A 16963-nucleotide genomic window follows, 5' to 3' on the forward strand; every position below is an offset into this window, starting at 1 on the left:
CAAGCTCATAGCAAGCAGTGGATAGTAGCGCTATTGTACCGTAATTCAAACGCTTATCGTACCTTTGATGATTAAAGACGTATGCGCCACCTGCTACTGGTATGTATTGTGCGCAAATGATAGGTATAAAAATGACAGACACAAAAAAATCGCCAAAGTGTCATAAGACAGGCGATTATTTTAGGTTTTGCTTAAACTTTAAAAAGATAAGCTAGTATGCAAATGGTGCGCCTGGAGAGATTCGAACTCCCGACCCCTTAGTTCGTAGCCAAGTGCTCTATCCAACTGAGCTACAGGCGCGTATTTTGCATATCATTCACTACAGTGTTTAATAACAATTGCAGTAAATTAGGTTGGTCATTATATAGATAATATCGCTTGTGTCAACTGATTTATTAAGATAATTTCAAATTATTTTTTGAAGTCATCGCTAAAAAATCATTTATCGTCGATATACTGCGTTAGCACTATTATAACAACAAAATAAATGGCGGTGAAGGAGGGATTCGAACCCTCGATACGCTTACACGTATGGTTCCTTAGCAGGGAACTGGTTTCAGCCACTCACCCACTTCACCGAACGAAGTAAGACACTTATAATACTGTTCAATAACAGCCTTACAAATACAGTATCGATGCTAACGATACGTCTTATGTCGTGGGCGAGTATTATAACAAAGCCAAAACGAATTGCAAGCCTTGTCGGCATATTTAATCTCGCTTTTATGATAATTATTGATTTAAATGCTGTTATCGCTCATTGTGACCAACAATACTGCCCAAATCTACACATCAGATACCCCCTATCCCTATGGCTACAATAGGCTGGTTTGTTTGAATGAATCACCTGCCATAAGCACAATCCATACAACGCAAAACTGGCACTTTTTATGTCTGTAGAACGCTGCTTATTTAAAACAGGTTAACGCTATGCTGATACTGGCTTTTTGCTTATTGGCTGGCTATAGTATTTATCAGTTTTCTGATCGCTCTTATAAATAAAAGGATATGTTATGCGACCCGTGGTACTGTGTTTTTCAGGATTGGACCCCTCAGGCGGTGCTGGGCTACAAGCGGATATCGAGGCCATCGGCCAGGCCGGCGCCCATGCCGCCATCGCTTGTACCGCCATCACCATCCAAAGCTCGCAGCAGGTGTTTGGGTTTGAGGCATGCGCGGCCAGTTTGGTCAAGGATCAAGCCGTCGCCGTGCTCGAAGATCTGCCGGTCCGTGCCATCAAATCTGGCATGCTTGGCACCACTGACAATATCGCCATGCTCATAGAGCTGTTTGCCAAGCAAACCATCGACGCTGACACGCCGTTTGTCTTAGACCCTGTGCTGGTCGCCAATAGCGGCGGCAGCTTGGGCGATGAGCAGACCTTGGTCACCGCCTTTCGCAAGCTGCTCCCCTACGCGACCTTAATCACACCCAATACACATGAGCTGCGTGCGCTAAGCGGCGAGCAAGACCTACATGTCGCTGCAAAAAAACTGTGTGCGCAAGGCACCCATGCCGTCTTGGTAAAAACCTCCCATGACTTCGACAGCGGCGATATCGAGCAGTATCTGTATATCAATGGTGAGATGGTACATCAGAGTATCTTGCCACGCCTAAAAGGCGAGTTTCATGGCTCTGGCTGCTCACTTGCCAGCTTTATCGCGGGCCGCTTAGCCATGGGCGATGCGCTGATTGACGCCGTCAAAGCGGCAGATGACTGGATCACTCAGACGCTACGCGCCGCTGATGTCCCGCACCCTGACGATGACGCCGCCCAATTGATACCCAATCGTTTTGTCAATTATTCACATATCCAATAAATATATACAAAAAGGCCGCTCTATATCGATAGAGCGCCCTTTACTCAGGCTAATTAACAGCGCAGCGTCCTAGTGTTAGCCCAACATTGGCATAAAGCTGGCGGCCAAACCACCGATGAATATCTCGAGTAAATAAAACGCCAAAAAAGCCACCATCGGTGACAAATCAAGCATGCCTAAGTTTGGCGTGATGCGGCGAAACGGCGCCAAAATAGGCTCAGCCAGACTGATGATAATACCGATAATCGGATGCTGAGACTGGGTAAACACCACAATCCAGCTGACGATAATAGAGCCGATGACCAAGTAGCGACACATACGTAAAAAGTCTAATAATAAGCTGGTGGTACCCGTAAAAAACAACGGCACCGGCGCAATGCCTTTATGCATTAAGGCAGCTTTGCCAGAGATGTCGATCAGACGAATCAAAAACATCAGTACAATGGCGGCGATGCTGATACGGCCTTGCGCGACGGTCGGAAAAATACGCCCAAACACATCGACGATATGGGTCGCTTTATAGGCAGGGGCAATCATGGGGTTACGAGCATCCATACCAGCAAACTGCAGCATAAAACGAATAAACACCAACATCATGGCGAAAGTGGTGACCAAATCAAAGATTTGAAATAACATGTTGTTCATGAAGCGCTACTCAATGTGACGTTATTAACGGATTTTAAGAAGACGAATGTCTTTATCAGGCGTTTTTTGATTATAAATGAGATATGCCATCATGCCTGACATATCCCAAGATAGAGAGACAGTAGTCAGCGATTATTTACTCATCTCTTCGCTCAGCGCTTGGCTACGATCGTAGCAGGCTTGCATGGCTTCAATGATTTGACGACCAATCTCGTTGGCTTGCATAGACTCGACAGCCGCTTGCGTCGTACCATTTGGCGAGGTGACCTTACGGCGCAGCTCGGCTGGTGCGTCATCACTATTCATCGCCATTTTTGCCGCGCCTAGCATGGTCTGCATGGCCAGTGCTGACGCTTGCTCTTTATCCAACCCCAGCGCGACCGCACCATCAACCATCGACTCGATAAAGTAAAACATATAAGCAGGCGCTGAGCCTGAAACGGCCGTGACCGCATGCATATGTGCTTCATCATCGACCCACATGACTAGCCCTGAGGCTTCCATCACCGCCGTTGCCAATTGCTTTTGTTCTGCAGAGATAGTGTCTGTACCATATAGACCAGTCGCGCCCATCTGAATCATCGCCGGTGTGTTTGGCATCGCGCGCACGATATTGCTATAGCCGCCGAGCATGTCTGTCAACAAAGCCGTCGACAGACCTGCGGCGACCGAAATCACCAGCTGCTGTTCTAGCGCATCGGCAAAGCCGCTCACCACTGCTTTCATCACTTGCGGCTTGACGGCCAATACCACGATGTCAGCACCGATAACAGCAGCGGTAGCATCGGCGGTTGGGTCGACAGTGTTTAATCCTTTAGCAGATAGCTGCTCGCGCGCCTCGCTACTAGGATCAGCGACTGTAATCAAGCTTGGCTCCACACCACAGCTGACAAGCCCACTAATCAGAGCCTGCGCCATGTTGCCGCCACCGATAAAGCTGATTTTTTTATTATCTAATACTGACATACTTATCTCCTACGCAAAAATCCAAAAGTATTCAAACTAACATACTGCTAGGGAAAATGACACTCAGTTTACCATACTGCTACTGGCATCGTTTGATAAATTCAGTGGCTTACTCGCCCGCTTGACGCCTCATTGACTGATAGAGTGATCGCCTCTATCAGAACGGATTTTGGCGCAGCTTTGGTGTTGCTGGCTTTGTTGTCTGGCGCGCTTTTTGTATCATTATCTGACTGATGATACCCTCAGCTATCTCATTAAGCGCCGCCGGATGATTACTCTCTACGCGCATGATATCTGTGTGCAATATCCAACAATCAAAAGGCGACAACAATAAGATAGGCACGGCAGCTGCGTTTTCGATCAGATCGTCTTGCCCGTCTTTTGAATGGCTAAAGTCGACGCTTACTATCACCAAGCTTTCCCGCAGCCATACTGGTATGCCCAGCGTTTGATATAGTTTTTTGCCCGCTTGTGGCCGCGGCATGGACACCGTGCGCACGCGCTGCTGCCGCGCTAACGGCGCAAACGAGAGACGCATTGTACCCTGATGGTTGGCAAGCTTACCTCTTAGCGTGTCTTTGCTTAACATGTCCTTACTGAACGCAGCACTACCGCTTCTATCACCACCCAATAGAGTAGCCAAAGCATGAGGCCAAATCTTGGCTTGCCAAACGAAATGTGTGTCACTGCGTAATGTCATCAAGATAGGCAGCGGTCTGATAGCAGGTGTACTAGCTACCTCAGCTGTCAGATCAGAGATTACATGCTCCACCTTACCCAGCGGTAACGTCAGCCAATCCAGCCAGTCGCTACTTATACGATACAGCCGCTGACGATAACGGCGTATGACGTAAGACTGTAGACCCGCTTGCCAAAAAAGCGCGGTTTGGTGGTTAGAGTCCTGACGCCGGCTAAGACCAAATACCGCATCTACCAGCTGCTTTGTGGGTGGCAACGGCTCATCTTGAGTAAGCCAATGATGCAGCAATTGGCGCTGACGGTATGGCGGCAGCGTGTTTAGCGCTGCTGTATCTAGTACCCGCTGGGCGGACGCGAGCTGCAAATTATTGACTGCTACCCGCTGCAGATCCGCTACTGCCTGATCATTGAGGATGGATTGCGCGTCACTTAATAGCTGGGTGCTACGAGCGATATTATCAATGACGTTTGGGTTGTACGTGGCCAAAACTGGCATGACATCGCGGCGCAGACCACTACGGACGTTGTCCCCTGCCTCATTGGTTGGGTCATCAATATAGGGGAGTTGTAGACGCTGCGCATAACGGCTGATCGTACTACGTTTGGCGGTCAACCATGGCCGCCACAGTGCGTTGCGCCGTCCACCTTGTATCTGCGTGCGCCACGGCTGTATCCCTGATAGCCCATTGACCCCAGCGCCTTGTATCAGCCGCATCAGTATCGTTTCGGCTTGGTCATCAGCGTGATGCGCAAGCAGCAGTACATCGTCGGTGTTGAGTACGGCGCGCATCACCTCATAGCGGGCGTGCCGTGCTGCCTGCTCGTCTTGACCTTTGACCTGTGCGCGCAAGATTTGACAAGGCAGATTTTGCGCGGTGGCCCAACGTGCGACGTGCTGCGCCCAGACGCCGCTATCTGCTTGCAGACCATGATCGACATGCAGTAACTGCGGCAAAAACGGCAAGCGGCCGTGATGATATAGCTGGACACACAGCGCCGCCAGCGCTAAAGAGTCTCGCCCACCACTACAGGCCAGCCAGACGCGCCGGCCATGCAGCTGCGCGCTGTATTCTGTCAGACTACTCAGCAATGCCTGCGCTAAACCTTCATCAATCGGTCGCGTCGCTATTGGCTTAATAGGAGAGGGAATAATTGCGCTACTGGTCATAATCAGCCTTGTTGATAGCAAGCAAAATATCATGAGCCTTGACATATGTACGTCGTATAGAAATTGTGCTGCTAATTATAGTAAATCCAAATACATCAGATACATGGCGATCAAGTCGCTCAATGCAAAGTTATTTTTTTAAAGTGTTTAAATCGTAGTAGTTAAAAAGTAGCGGAGAATGTCTGAGCGCTTAGATGATTGGATAATTTATTGGCTCAAAATCTTATAAATCACCTCTTATAAATCACCTATGCATAAAAAAACGCGCCATACAATGACACGTTTTTATTTTAACACTTTTATTTTGCGATATGACTCATCAACAAATCAGCAAGGCAGCATCACTTCAGAGTCAAAGGATTTGAGCTTTTCATAACGCAGCGCGCAGCGGGTTTCAACATCCATCTCATTGAGCGCTTTTAATTGATCAGTGAGCAAGGACTTTAGCGCATCCATGACAGGCTGCGGCTGTACGTGCGCGCCCTCACCTTCCTCAATGACCGCATCAATCAGCCCCATTTGATGCAGGTTTACCGCATTTAGCTTTAACGCTTCGCTGGCGTCTTGAGCTTTTTCGGCAGTCTTCCATAAGATAGAAGCGCAGCCTTCAGGTGAGATGACCGAGTAGATACTGTTTTGTAGCATATTGACCCTGTCACCCACGCCGATGGCCAGCGCACCGCCTGAGCCGCCTTCACCAATGATAGTCACGATGATAGGAACTTGTAGACTAGAGAAGACCGCGATACTCTCCGCGATGGCTTGTGCTTGGCCGCGCTCTTCTGCGCCCACTCCTGGATACGCGCCTTGGGTATCGACAAAGGTCATCACCGGAATATTAAACCGCTCGGCCATTTTTACCAAACGAATGACCTTACGGTAGCCTTCGGGGTTGGCCATACCAAAGTTATGGGCGATACGCTCACGCGTACTACGGCCACGGTGCTGACCGATGACCATCACAGGCTGACCCTCAAAACGCGCCAGACCACCTACGATGGCCTTGTCATCGGCAAACGCGCGGTCGCCATGTAATTCATCAAACTCGGTAAACAGCTGATTGACATAGTCCATAAACAATGGACGCTTGGCGTGCCGTGCAAGCTGCACACTATCCCAGACAGTGCTCATAAATGCTTCCCTTTAATAATTATACTCAATAATGTTATCGGTTTTTGATAATAAAAGTACAGTTGTAAACTCAATAGAAGCTATAGTAGCACATCTTAAATGGCATGACATTATTGTCAAAGCGGCTTTTTTTACCTAGATCTGTAAACCATCTTACTAACGATAGGGCACATGCCACCAGTAAGGCGCATTGATACGTCGATGGTGTCCGTCATCTGGCATAATAATGATGCTAGCTATCGAAGCCATCAGGCCTCTATCACGCTAAGCTCGATACCCCATTTGGCAAACTGCTCAATCTCGGTATGCAAATCTGGCAACAAAAACGCATAGTGCTCACTACTATCGGCGACCGTGATCTGCCAGCAGTGCTCATCGACGACAGCGAGCTGTAATGCTGGTAGCTCATGGTCGCTGCGGCTGTGATGCGCCAATACTGCCAAGCGCAGGAGCAAGCACAGATAGACCAACTGGTTGCCGCCGATGGTACAGGTCTGCTCCAACATATCGGCTTTTAGCTTACGGCGGTGATTGAGCATCAGCTGCGCCATGCGCTTTTGGTCGACCTGTGAAAACCCTGGAATATCTGAGTGCTCAAGCAAATAAGCACTGTGCTTATGGTAGCTACTGTGACTGATCGCCAGCCCTATCTCGTGCAAAAACGCCGCCCGTCTGAGCAAATCGCCATCATCACTACTCAGACCCAGCGTGTCTTTGACTTGTTCAAATAAATGCCGACTGGTTTTGACCACTTGTTTGGCTTGTTTTTTGTCGCCTGAATAGCGTTTGATCAACGCCAGCACACTGCGGTCACGCACGTCCTCACTCGCAAAACGCCCTAACATATCATACATGACACCTTCGCGCAGCGCGCCGTCAGAATAGGCGATGGTTTCGATACCCAGCACTTTCATCACCGCGCGCAGGACCGCTACCCCCGCTGGAAACACCGCCTTTCGGTGCTCTTTGACACCTTCTAAATCGATATCGCCGACGTTGCCGATCTTTAGCAGCAGTTTTTCGAGTTTTTTCACCCCTTTATAGGTGATGCGCTCTTGCTCATCGGCCCAGCCCTTTGACACCAAGACATTTCGCACCGCTTTGATGGTACCGCTTGAGCCAACCACACTGCTCCAGCCGACTTTTTGGTAACGGCCATTGATCGCCAGTACTTCTTTACGCGCGCCTGCGATGGCATTGGTAAACGCGTCTTTGGTAATCTGCCCATCAGCAAAGTACTTTTGGGTAAAGGCCACGCAGCCCATCTGCAAGCTCTCCGTCAGTAACGGGTCAAACTCTTGGCCGATGATAAACTCCGTCGAGCCGCCACCAATATCGATGACCAAACGCTTATCACTACTGGCATTGGTATGTGAGACGCCCAAATAAATCAAACGCGCCTCTTCTCGTCCTGCGATAATCTCGATAGGCTTGGGCAAAATCTTATTGGCACGGCTGATAAAATCATTGGCGTTTTTGGCTTGGCGCAAGGCGTTGGTAGCGACCACCCGAATACGCTCAGGCGGCACCGAATCCAAACGCGCCACAAAGCGGCTAAGACATTCAAGGCCGCGCTTTTCAGCCGCCGCGCTTAGGATGTTGTGCTCATCCAGCCCCGCGGCCAGCTGCACTTTTTCTGACATAGAGACGACTTTACGCACCTCCCCATGATCTAAACGAGCGATGGCTAAGTGAAAACTATTGGAGCCGATATCAATGGCGGCCATCATTTCATCGTCGGCGATTGGCGGGTTTGTAAAATAATCAATGGGCATAAGCGAAATCGTTACCATATTAGTGAGATAAAAGGTACAGACATGGGCGGCGCTGGGTCAAACGGCTGGCTCAAGTAAAGCCAAGCTGTCAAACATCTTATAATAACCAAACTATAAAAACCACATGACAAAAACGGGCCATCAACATCAATGTGAGAGGCCAACAGACAGCAGTGACACAATTTTCGTCATTAAAGCATTTATGCCAAACACTGGCAAGTATAGTCGAATCCAGATAAATCAGATACATGGCTACCAATTCGCACAAATCAGCAGCAGTGGCCGGCAGATTATCTAAAACTTGTGTTACTCATGGGGCTTTGTTACATTAAAATGCATCAAAGGCCTCACTATCTGCTGGCCCATGCCGACTTAGCTTACTGGCCGCCAGCCATCATTTTATCATTCATTAGCAAGGAAGCTAACGCCATGAATCAAACAGCCACCCTCGATGTGATCAAAGCCGCTGACCATCACTCTCATACTCAGGCAAAAAACGACGCCATCAAAACCGTCAGCCCAACCAAACAGAGCTTTTATGATTTTTATTTAGATGAGCATCAAAACATGGCCTGCCGCCGGTTGCACTTTGCGGGTAGTAGCTTTGGCTTACTGGGCCTCGCAAAGTCGGTCAAGTCGCGCTCGCCCGCCCCACTGCTTAAAGGTATCGCCGCAGGTTATGCCTGTGCCTGGGTCGGTCATTTTTTCTTTGAAAAAAACAAACCAGCGTCGTTTAAGTTTCCACTAAAAAGCTTTGTCAGCGACTTTCGTATGTACAGTGACGTACTGCGTGGCAATTTGAGCTTAAAAGATGCTAAGTTTGATAAAATCAAATAAAGGCAGCACACCGTATTTATATCCATAAAAAAAGGTCAGCACCATTTATGATACTGACCTTTTTAGAGCGCTCATTTTCAGAGCGTTCAAACCCATGCTAAAAACCACAATTACGCTGTCGCCATCTCAGCAAATATCTCGTCAGCGGCTTTGATTGAGGCATCTATGTCTGCATCGCTGTGCTTGATAGACATAAAGCCCGCTTCATATGCTGACGGTGCCAAATAAATACCGCGATCTAACATGCCATGGAAAAAGGTGTTAAAGGCTTCCATGTCACACTGCGTCACGTCATTGAAGTTTTGCGGTACAGTAGTATCACGGTCTTTGACAAAAAACATGCCAAACATGCCGCCGACATTATTGGTGCGTAGATTGATACCATGTTTGTCCGCCGCTGCCTGAAAGCCACCGATTAGCTTATCTACTTTGGCAGATAGCTCGTCATAAAAACCTGCGACTGTTAAGTCCTCAAACATCGCAATACCTGCACGCATGGCAAGTGGGTTGCCCGATAGCGTACCCGCTTGATACACACCGCCTAGTGGGGCGATACAAGACATGATTTTTTCTTTTCCACCAAATGCGCCTACGGGCAGGCCAGCGCCGATGATTTTGCCAAAGCAGGTCAAATCAGGGTCGATACCGAAATGTGCCTGCGCGCCGCCAAGACCGACACGAAAACCCGTCATCACTTCATCAAAAATCAGCACGGCGTCGTTGGCAGTACACTCAGCACGCAAGGTATCGTGAAACGCTTGGGTGGGCACGACCATATTCATGTTGCCAGCGATCGGCTCCAAAATGACACAAGCAATCTCATCACCCCACTTTTCAAAACAATCCTTAATCGCTTGCGGATCGTTATAAGGAATGGTGATGGTATGCTTGGCAAAATCCGCTGGCACGCCTTTTGATGTTGGCTCGCCGATATCGAGCATTCCTGAGCCTGCTTTGACCAATAAGCTGTCTGAATGGCCATGGTAGCAGCCTTCGAACTTAACGATTTTGTCACGTCCTGTATAGCCACGCGCCAAACGGATGGCGCTCATGGTCGCCTCCGTGCCTGAGTTGGTCATGCGAATCATCTCAACGCTTGGCACGATCTCGCAGATCTTATCGGCAACGGTGGTTTCAAATGGGGTTGGTGTACCAAAGCTCAGACCATCATCCGCCGCTTTTTTGACCGCATCGATCACCTTTGGATGAGCATGACCCAAAATCATCGGCCCCCACGAGCCAACATAATCGATATAGCCATTGTCTTCAGTATCATAGATTTTGCTGCCGCTGGCACGATGCATAAAAATCGGCGTACCACCCACTCCAGCAAAGGCTCGGACAGGTGAGTTGACACCGCCTGGGATATGTTTGCGAGCTTGCGCAAATAGTTGTTCGTTTTTAGTACTCATAAATATTCTCTATTATTGTAGTAAAGGTAATGGTGACATAAGCCATCTTTAGTCTGTTGGCTTGCAGGCGTTTTATGCCTTTTTTACCACCGAGGATTTTAGCTTCATCGGCCCATAGCCATCGAGCTTACAGTCGATATCATGACCATCGCTCGCGTCTGGTAGCAAGCGAATGCTTTTGGCCTTGGTGCCTACCTTGATGATGAGTGAGGAGCCTTTAACTTTTAAGTCTTTGATGACGGTCACCGCGTCGCCATCTTGTAGCTCGTTGCCGACGGCATCGCGGATGACAGCGCCTTGAGCTTCGGCTGCTGCGGCGTCAGTTTCCGCGGCTGTCCATTCATGGGCACACATGGGACATACCAGCAACGCACCATCTTCGTACGTATATTCAGCATCACATTTTGGACAATTTGGTAAGCTCATCGTTTCCTCGGCAGCCAGCAATATTTAAGTGTATTGTAGAGCTAACATTGTACCGTAACTCGCCATCTTTAACCAATTTGTACGGTTGAAAAATGGTCGCTATACCCAACTTATACCGTAACCATTGGCGAGGCACTGTTGTTTTTTTACGGCGGTACTTTTTGTGGTACTCTTCTTAATCTCATCTGGTTTTTATAGGCGCGTATTTGGTCAAAGGAGTCTGATACCAGCCCTTACTTATTATGCGCAAACCCTGCTAATCAGCGCTCAAAAAAGGATAATAACAATGACTCAATCTACCGATATATCGACTCTGCCGCAGTTTTCTCAAGTGACGCTCCAAGGCGAGGATGCCGAAAAATTCTTGCAAAGTCAGCTGACCATTGATGTCACCAAACTCGGGCTTAGCTATCAAGCTGCTGCCATTAGCAACCTAAAGGGCCGCATCGAGTTTGGCATTTGGATCAAAAAACAAGCCGAAAATCACTTTGATATCGTCATCAGCGCTGATTGTACCGACAGCTTACAAGCCCATCTTAAAAAGTACGGCGCATTTTCGAAGTTTGAGACCAGCGCTCCAGCCGCCATCTATCCTTGTGTGCTCGCTGATGAGCCGACTTTTAGTCACAAAGACGAGCATCATACGATAGAAGAGGCCAATGCATGGGCGCTGCAAAGTATCGCCACTGGTAACTACTGGATCGTCGCGGCGACACAAGGGCAGTTTCAGCCGCAAGAGCTACGCCTGCATCAGCGCGGCGGAATGGACTACGATAAAGGCTGCTACTTGGGTCAAGAGGTCATCGCCCGTATTTATTTTAAATCAGCGCCAAAGGCGTTTTTGCACTACGTCAGTGGCACAGGCGAGATGCCAGCAGCTGGCGACAAACTCGGTAAAATTCAGGTGGTCAACGCCATTGCTAGCAATAATGGCTTTGAGGCGTTAGTCGTTGCCCGTCCAGAACATTTAGCCGACAGCGAGCTGACAGTGTTGGCATTGCCACCAGCACTGCAAGCAGATGTAGCCCGCCAACCCTAGCACAAAACATCTCACAGCCATAACAGCACTTTTTTTAAAAACGCAGCAGAGCAATCTATGACACATATCGCGGTACTCGGGGCAGGCGTGGTGGGTGTGACCACCGCATGGTATCTTCGCCAAGCAGGCTATAATGTGACCGTCATCGAGCGTGAATCAGCAGCAGGGATGCAAACCTCGTTTGCCAATGGCGGGCAGATATCGGTCTCGCACGCCACCCCTTGGGCCAATCCTGCAACCCCAAAAAAAGCACTAAAGTGGCTAGGTAGAGAAGACGCACCGCTGCTGTATCGCCTGCGAGCGGACAAGGCGCAGCTCAGATGGGCGCTGCAGTTTTTGCAAGAGTGCCGCGCGGACAGAGCGGATGCCAATCTGGTACAGATGGTCCGATTGGGGCTGTTTTCACGAGAGGCTTTGCAGCAGCTACGCGCGGATATCGGTATCGAGTATGAGCAGCAAACGCGCGGCATCATGCATTTTTATACCGACCAAGCAGAGTTTGAGGCAGCCATTGCCCCGACCGAGCGTATGCAAGCGCTAGGCTGTGAGCGCCATATCATCGATATTCGTACTGCGGTCAGCTTAGAGCCTGCGCTCTACCCCATCGCTCATAAGCTCACAGGCGCAACCTATACTAGCCGTGATGAGTCGGGCAACGCCCATCTATTTACTCAGCGCTTGGCTGCGCGCTGCCTCAAAGCAGGCGTACAGTTTTTATATGATACTGATATCCTCGCCATCAACCTCGATACCCAAAAGTCGCAGCCGCACGTGCATAGCGTCACCCTTCGGCCCAAAGACGAAAATGCCCAGACCTTTAGCGCCGATAGCTATGTGCTGGCGCTTGGTAGCCATAGCGTCGCCCTAATGAAACCGCTTGATGTACAGCTGCCTATCTTCCCTGCCAAAGGCTACTCAGCCACTTATCAAGTCAATCCTCGCGCTCCGCATCTAGCGCCATTTGTCAGCCTAATCGATGATGAGTTTAAACTGGTGGCATCGCGCCTCGGTGACAAGCTACGGGTCGCGGGCACCGCCGAATTCAACGGCTACAATCTGGATCTAAATCCCACTCGCTGCGCGGCCATCACTAGCCGTGTGCAGCAGTTATTTCCAAAAGGCATCATTGCAAGCTCTGTACAATATTGGACAGGGCTGCGGCCGATGACCCCATCAAACGTACCGCTGATAGGCCGCGCGCACAAAGGCCATGTCCGTCACGGTAGTCACAATACAGCGGCGAGTTTTGATAATTTATGGCTAAATACGGGGCATGGTACACTTGGCTGGACCCACGCTTGTGGTTCGGCAAAAGCTATTAGTCTGTTAATACAGGGCAAAACTCCATCCGTCGATTTTGACTTTGTCGGTGTGACTACTGCATAAAACCTGCCTTTTATTACACAAAGATGTCACTCCTAACACAGGCACGTAGATTTCTATAATAGTGCAACACTCTAAACACTGCCTATACAGACAAGGGTATTGTGAGCGCTTATATTAGATATCACCAGTTGGCTCACGCTTGATTGCCAATGCAAGTTGATTGTTGGTAACAATCAGCAGCCACTGAGTGATACGGTATAAAAAGACAGATAAGACGCATGTCTTATAACTTAATATTTTAAGGCTTAATATCTAAAAGCTTAGTCTTTAGACAAAACTTAGCTTTTAGACTCAGTCTCAACAATAAATTCGATCATAATAAAAGGAATATAATAATGAATGAACATACGCTAAAAGGTGAATGGAACCAAATGAAAGGTGCGGTTAAACAAAAATGGGCAGAGCTCACCGATGATGACCTCACTCATATCGAAGGCAGCCGCGACAAGCTAGTAGGCCGTGTACAAGAGCGTTATGGCCATGCCAAAGACCATGCAGAGCGCGAAGTAGACGAATGGCGTCGCCAAAATAATTACTAACAGTAACTACTAATTGTACTTACTGAGTAAGTCTTCTTTACTCACTCGCAGTGATCAGCTCAATTATTTGCTTTTGAGTACTTGCTGCTAAGTAAATGATAAATAGTAGAGAATAAAAAAGACCGCATGAGAGTGTGCGGTCTTTTTTTGTATCGAACGAGCAGATACAATAAAACCGCATAGCAATGTATTGTTATGCGGTTTTATTGTTAACCATCCATGTTACCTATCACGGTTGCGTCATGTGCATCCTTGCACGCTATTCAACATAATGTGATACTGGGCATCCTGCCCTTTTTCTACGACTACCAGCAATCACTGCTGTTGTCAGCAAAGAAAATGTGTCCTTACTTCAGTTCTCATTATCATCCTGATGCTGATCACTGAATCATTATCCTTAATGCGGTCAACTCAATCCTTGAGTCACATTCCCTAATGCCGTGTAACTATAATGCCCAATCTATAATGTGATGTTAAGTCGCGTAAGCGTCATTGCGTGTAAGCATATACTTACATCAAAACTTATACACTCATTTTTACCCGACTAAGTCATTGATAATTATCCATTTTATTTTATAAAAGCAACCGCCTGCTTCAAAAAATCATACGGCAATAAAAATAGATTGGCGATGAACTTCTCTGCATCCTGCACATTAGTCACCCAAAGTAGCCGATGCTTACGCAAATATTTGCAAAGTTTACAACTTATTAACAGCCAAGACACGCAGTAATGAGATTAGCGTCCTACTATGGTTATGTAAGCAAATATTTCAAAAAGAAGAAATATCCCCTATAGGAGAAGACATTGTGAAAATGTTAAAACCTTCGTCTTTATCAGCGGCGGTCACCTCTGGTCTTGCTATCGCATTACTGAGTGCCTCTACCGTCGGTTGCACGGTCGCTGCGCCTGGATACGGTTATGATTATCCCATCTACGGCGGAGATGGTGATTATGACCGTGTCAGTTATAAGCGCGTCAGTCAGCAGCTACGCAATAACTTGCGCCGTAAAGGCTATCAAGTAATGAATATTAGAGCGGACAGTCATCGAGGCCGCCGTGCGCTCATTGCTTATGCCAAAAAAAATAACCAAGCCTATGAGCTAAAATATAGCTATCCTGAACTGCGCTTGATCAGCTCAAACAAAAAATCTTGGTCCAATATTTGGGACGACGAAGATTATTATAAGAACGATAAACATAAGAATCATGGTAAGTACAATAAGCACTATAAAGGTGATGATCTCGAAGACCGTATCAAACAAGAGTCACGCTACCCTGCCATCAAACAACGGGCTATCAGAAAGATTGGCGCCATGGGTTACCGCGTCAAAGACATTGAGCTGGAAGAAAAAAATAATCGCGGAGTGTTTGAGATTGAGGCAAAACGCGGCTCCCAAGAGTACGAAATATTGCTTGGCTATCCCAACCTAAACGTTATCAAAATAGAAAAAGACTAATTTTGATAAGATAGTGCGCGTCTTATCGATTATTCTTGTTTGTCCGTGCATTATTCGTGCGACTTTTTATTAAGTTTTGGCATCGTTGTGGTCTTGATGCCTCTGGTCAAATAAGCCAGCCCTTGGCTTGTTTGGCCATTTTTTATAAACCGACTCATCACATTTTGACCCCATAAGAGGTTTTTATGCACATCACTACTTTTGTAAAGCCCGCTGCAGTGACTGCTATGGTTGCTGCCTTGGCACTGACGACTGGCTGCGTCACCGCGCCTGGCTACAATGCCTATGGCGATCTATATGAAGACGTTTATAAAGACACCAAGCTGTATAAGAAGCACAAAAAAACGCTGAAAAATATCGATAAAGAGCTATATCAGCCTGCAATCGAGCAGCGCGCTGCCAATAAAGTCAGCAGCATGGGGTACCGTGTCAAAGATGTAAAATACAAGAAAGGCGACCACAAAATAAAGGTAAAAGCCAGACGCGGCGGCGGAGACTATAAGATCGAGCTTGATTACCCAAGCTATCAGGTGATTAAAATAAAAGAAGATTGAACTACTATTAGCCCTCCTGCTTCATCTCTTACCAGTCAAGTACTTCGATAACATCATAAGCAGGCGTCTCATAAGGGTGCGCCTGCTTTAACGCACCAATGACCTGCTCGATGTTTTCTTTTGCTACCACCATCTCGACGCGCCACTCGGTTACTTTTTCTAGTCTATCTTGCGCACCGATATGCGGATGACTCCCTGCCAAAGGCTTAAACTGCCCTGTACCCTGTACTTGCCAGCAGCACGCTTCATAATTGCCAATCTTACCGCCGCCCGCGGTAAACAGCGCTGATTTTACTGACTCGAGCGCCTCATCAGGGATAAAAACGGTTAATTTATACATAGACTACCTCCTTCGAGCTTATTTAAAAAAAACTACCATAGCTATAAACTTACTATTTTTTAGATAACGACGGATGGTCAGTCCATATATAGCGTAGCAGCCAGTCCTTGGCGTCGCCTGCATAGTCGATGCCGATACGCGGGCGCAATGACACTGGCGGCTGACAGCCATCGTCTTCGACCCAAACATCAGATGCTGAGGCAATAGGCTTGCCATATAAATCACGATTAATTTGCAAGAGTTTGGTGAGCTTACCTGGGCCTGCAAACTGTTTGGGATCTGTCCGCTGCTTACGGGGACGCCATTGCTGCTCGTCTGTGAGGCAGTCACTATCGTCGGTCACAAACCCTGCTCGTATCAGCACAGACTCGGGCGACTGGGCAGCGCCGCTGACTAAGTTGAGCATGTGATGGATGCCATAAGTCAGATAAACATAAAACACGCCACCTGGCTCATACATAATCTTGGTACGTGAAGTGCGCGTGCCAGCATGAGCGTGGCAGGCTGGGTCTGCTGCTCCAATATAGCCTTCGGTCTCCGAGATGCGCATACGTAGGATTTTTTCTGTACCGTCACTATCTATCAGCCGCCTGCACAGCACCTTACCTATCAAATCAGCGGCGACCACACAGGTGGGACGCGTAAACCAGTCAGGCTCCAAAATGGTCGATGAAGCAGTAGACATTAGCGAAACCTTTTCTTATTTTTATGGTCTAATTGATATGAGTAAGTACTAACAAATTAGCATAAAAGTAAGATAAGGTATGG

General features: G+C 47.9%; 16 protein-coding genes and 2 tRNA genes. 7 read left to right on the top strand and 11 right to left on the bottom strand.

Annotation, left to right across the window (positions count from 1 at the left end):
• Positions 1 to 223 precede the first annotated feature (223 nt).
• Both JMX98_RS02575 and JMX98_RS02580 read right to left on the bottom strand, forming a co-directional pair.
• Positions 224 to 300 (bottom strand) — tRNA-Arg (locus JMX98_RS02575).
• A 188-nt stretch (positions 301 to 488) separates the two neighbouring features.
• A tRNA-Ser gene (locus JMX98_RS02580) sits at positions 489 to 578 on the bottom strand.
• 435 nt (positions 579 to 1013) lie between these two features.
• Here JMX98_RS02580 and JMX98_RS02585 point away from each other — a divergent pair.
• Positions 1014 to 1820, top strand: a complete 807-nt coding sequence (locus JMX98_RS02585) for a hydroxymethylpyrimidine/phosphomethylpyrimidine kinase (RefSeq protein ID WP_201584449.1) — start codon at positions 1014 to 1016, stop codon at positions 1818 to 1820.
• Positions 1821 to 1895: 75 nt separating this feature from the next.
• On the opposite strand, the gene JMX98_RS02590 is transcribed toward JMX98_RS02585, so the two are convergent.
• The 5 genes from JMX98_RS02590 to ppx all read right to left on the bottom strand — a co-directional run bounded on the left by JMX98_RS02590 (position 1896) and on the right by ppx (position 8204).
• Positions 1896 to 2465: a YggT family protein gene (locus JMX98_RS02590; protein WP_105244639.1), complete on the bottom strand. Its 570-nt coding sequence runs from the start codon at positions 2463 to 2465 to the stop codon at positions 1896 to 1898.
• 132 nt (positions 2466 to 2597) lie between these two features.
• Positions 2598 to 3431 carry a pyrroline-5-carboxylate reductase gene (gene proC, locus JMX98_RS02595; RefSeq protein WP_201584451.1) on the bottom strand — a complete coding sequence of 278 codons (834 nt, stop codon included), beginning with the start codon at positions 3429 to 3431 and terminating at the stop codon, positions 2598 to 2600.
• Between the two features lie 157 nt (positions 3432 to 3588).
• Positions 3589 to 5298: a tRNA lysidine(34) synthetase TilS gene (tilS, locus tag JMX98_RS02600; RefSeq protein WP_201584453.1), complete on the bottom strand. Its 1710-nt coding sequence runs from the start codon at positions 5296 to 5298 to the stop codon at positions 3589 to 3591.
• 327 nt (positions 5299 to 5625) lie between these two features.
• Positions 5626 to 6429 carry an acetyl-CoA carboxylase carboxyltransferase subunit alpha gene (locus tag JMX98_RS02605; protein ID WP_201584455.1) on the bottom strand — a complete coding sequence of 268 codons (804 nt, stop codon included), beginning with the start codon at positions 6427 to 6429 and terminating at the stop codon, positions 5626 to 5628.
• Between the two features lie 248 nt (positions 6430 to 6677).
• Positions 6678 to 8204, bottom strand: coding sequence for an exopolyphosphatase (gene ppx, locus JMX98_RS02610; RefSeq protein WP_201584457.1), 1527 nt, complete (start codon positions 8202 to 8204; stop codon positions 6678 to 6680).
• 429 nt (positions 8205 to 8633) lie between these two features.
• On the opposite strand from ppx, the gene JMX98_RS02615 reads away from it, so the two are divergent.
• The gene (locus JMX98_RS02615; RefSeq protein ID WP_201584460.1) at positions 8634 to 9041 is read left to right on the top strand and encodes a DUF962 domain-containing protein; all 408 of its coding nucleotides are present in this window, start codon (positions 8634 to 8636) and stop codon (positions 9039 to 9041) included.
• A 110-nt stretch (positions 9042 to 9151) separates the two neighbouring features.
• Here the strand turns inward: JMX98_RS02615 and hemL are convergent, their stop codons facing one another.
• A complete protein-coding gene (gene hemL / locus JMX98_RS02620; protein ID WP_201584463.1) occupies positions 9152 to 10453 on the bottom strand; it encodes a glutamate-1-semialdehyde 2,1-aminomutase in 1302 nt (433 codons plus the stop codon).
• Positions 10454 to 10525: 72 nt separating this feature from the next.
• A complete protein-coding gene (locus JMX98_RS02625) occupies positions 10526 to 10879 on the bottom strand; it encodes a zinc ribbon domain-containing protein YjdM (protein WP_105244633.1) in 354 nt (117 codons plus the stop codon).
• 286 nt (positions 10880 to 11165) lie between these two features.
• Here JMX98_RS02625 and JMX98_RS02630 point away from each other — a divergent pair, with 286 nt between their 5' ends.
• From JMX98_RS02630 to JMX98_RS02650, 5 genes are all read left to right on the top strand, one after another.
• Complete coding sequence (locus JMX98_RS02630; protein WP_201584466.1) at positions 11166 to 11918, top strand: YgfZ/GcvT domain-containing protein; 753 nt, start codon at positions 11166 to 11168, stop codon at positions 11916 to 11918.
• Positions 11919 to 11975: 57 nt separating this feature from the next.
• Positions 11976 to 13304 carry a D-amino acid dehydrogenase gene (locus JMX98_RS02635; protein WP_201584469.1) on the top strand — a complete coding sequence of 443 codons (1329 nt, stop codon included), beginning with the start codon at positions 11976 to 11978 and terminating at the stop codon, positions 13302 to 13304.
• A 335-nt stretch (positions 13305 to 13639) separates the two neighbouring features.
• Complete coding sequence (locus JMX98_RS02640; protein ID WP_192995850.1) at positions 13640 to 13843, top strand: CsbD family protein; 204 nt, start codon at positions 13640 to 13642, stop codon at positions 13841 to 13843.
• An 813-nt stretch (positions 13844 to 14656) separates the two neighbouring features.
• Positions 14657 to 15301 carry a hypothetical protein gene (locus tag JMX98_RS02645; protein ID WP_227679993.1) on the top strand — a complete coding sequence of 215 codons (645 nt, stop codon included), beginning with the start codon at positions 14657 to 14659 and terminating at the stop codon, positions 15299 to 15301.
• 185 nt (positions 15302 to 15486) lie between these two features.
• The gene (locus JMX98_RS02650; RefSeq protein ID WP_201584475.1) at positions 15487 to 15855 is read left to right on the top strand and encodes a hypothetical protein; all 369 of its coding nucleotides are present in this window, start codon (positions 15487 to 15489) and stop codon (positions 15853 to 15855) included.
• A gap of 28 nt (positions 15856 to 15883) precedes the next feature.
• On the opposite strand, the gene JMX98_RS02655 is transcribed toward JMX98_RS02650, so the two are convergent.
• Positions 15884 to 16195, bottom strand: a complete 312-nt coding sequence (locus JMX98_RS02655) for a YqfO family protein (protein ID WP_201584478.1) — start codon at positions 16193 to 16195, stop codon at positions 15884 to 15886.
• A 52-nt stretch (positions 16196 to 16247) separates the two neighbouring features.
• Entirely contained in the window at positions 16248 to 16880 is a 633-nt protein-coding gene (locus JMX98_RS02660; RefSeq protein WP_201584480.1) for a DNA-3-methyladenine glycosylase, read from the bottom strand.
• Between the last annotated feature and the right edge of the window lie 83 nt (positions 16881 to 16963).

The organism is Psychrobacter sp. HII-4 (genome assembly GCF_904846595.1).
In the GTDB taxonomy this organism is placed as follows: Bacteria; Pseudomonadota; Gammaproteobacteria; order Pseudomonadales; family Moraxellaceae; genus Psychrobacter; species Psychrobacter celer.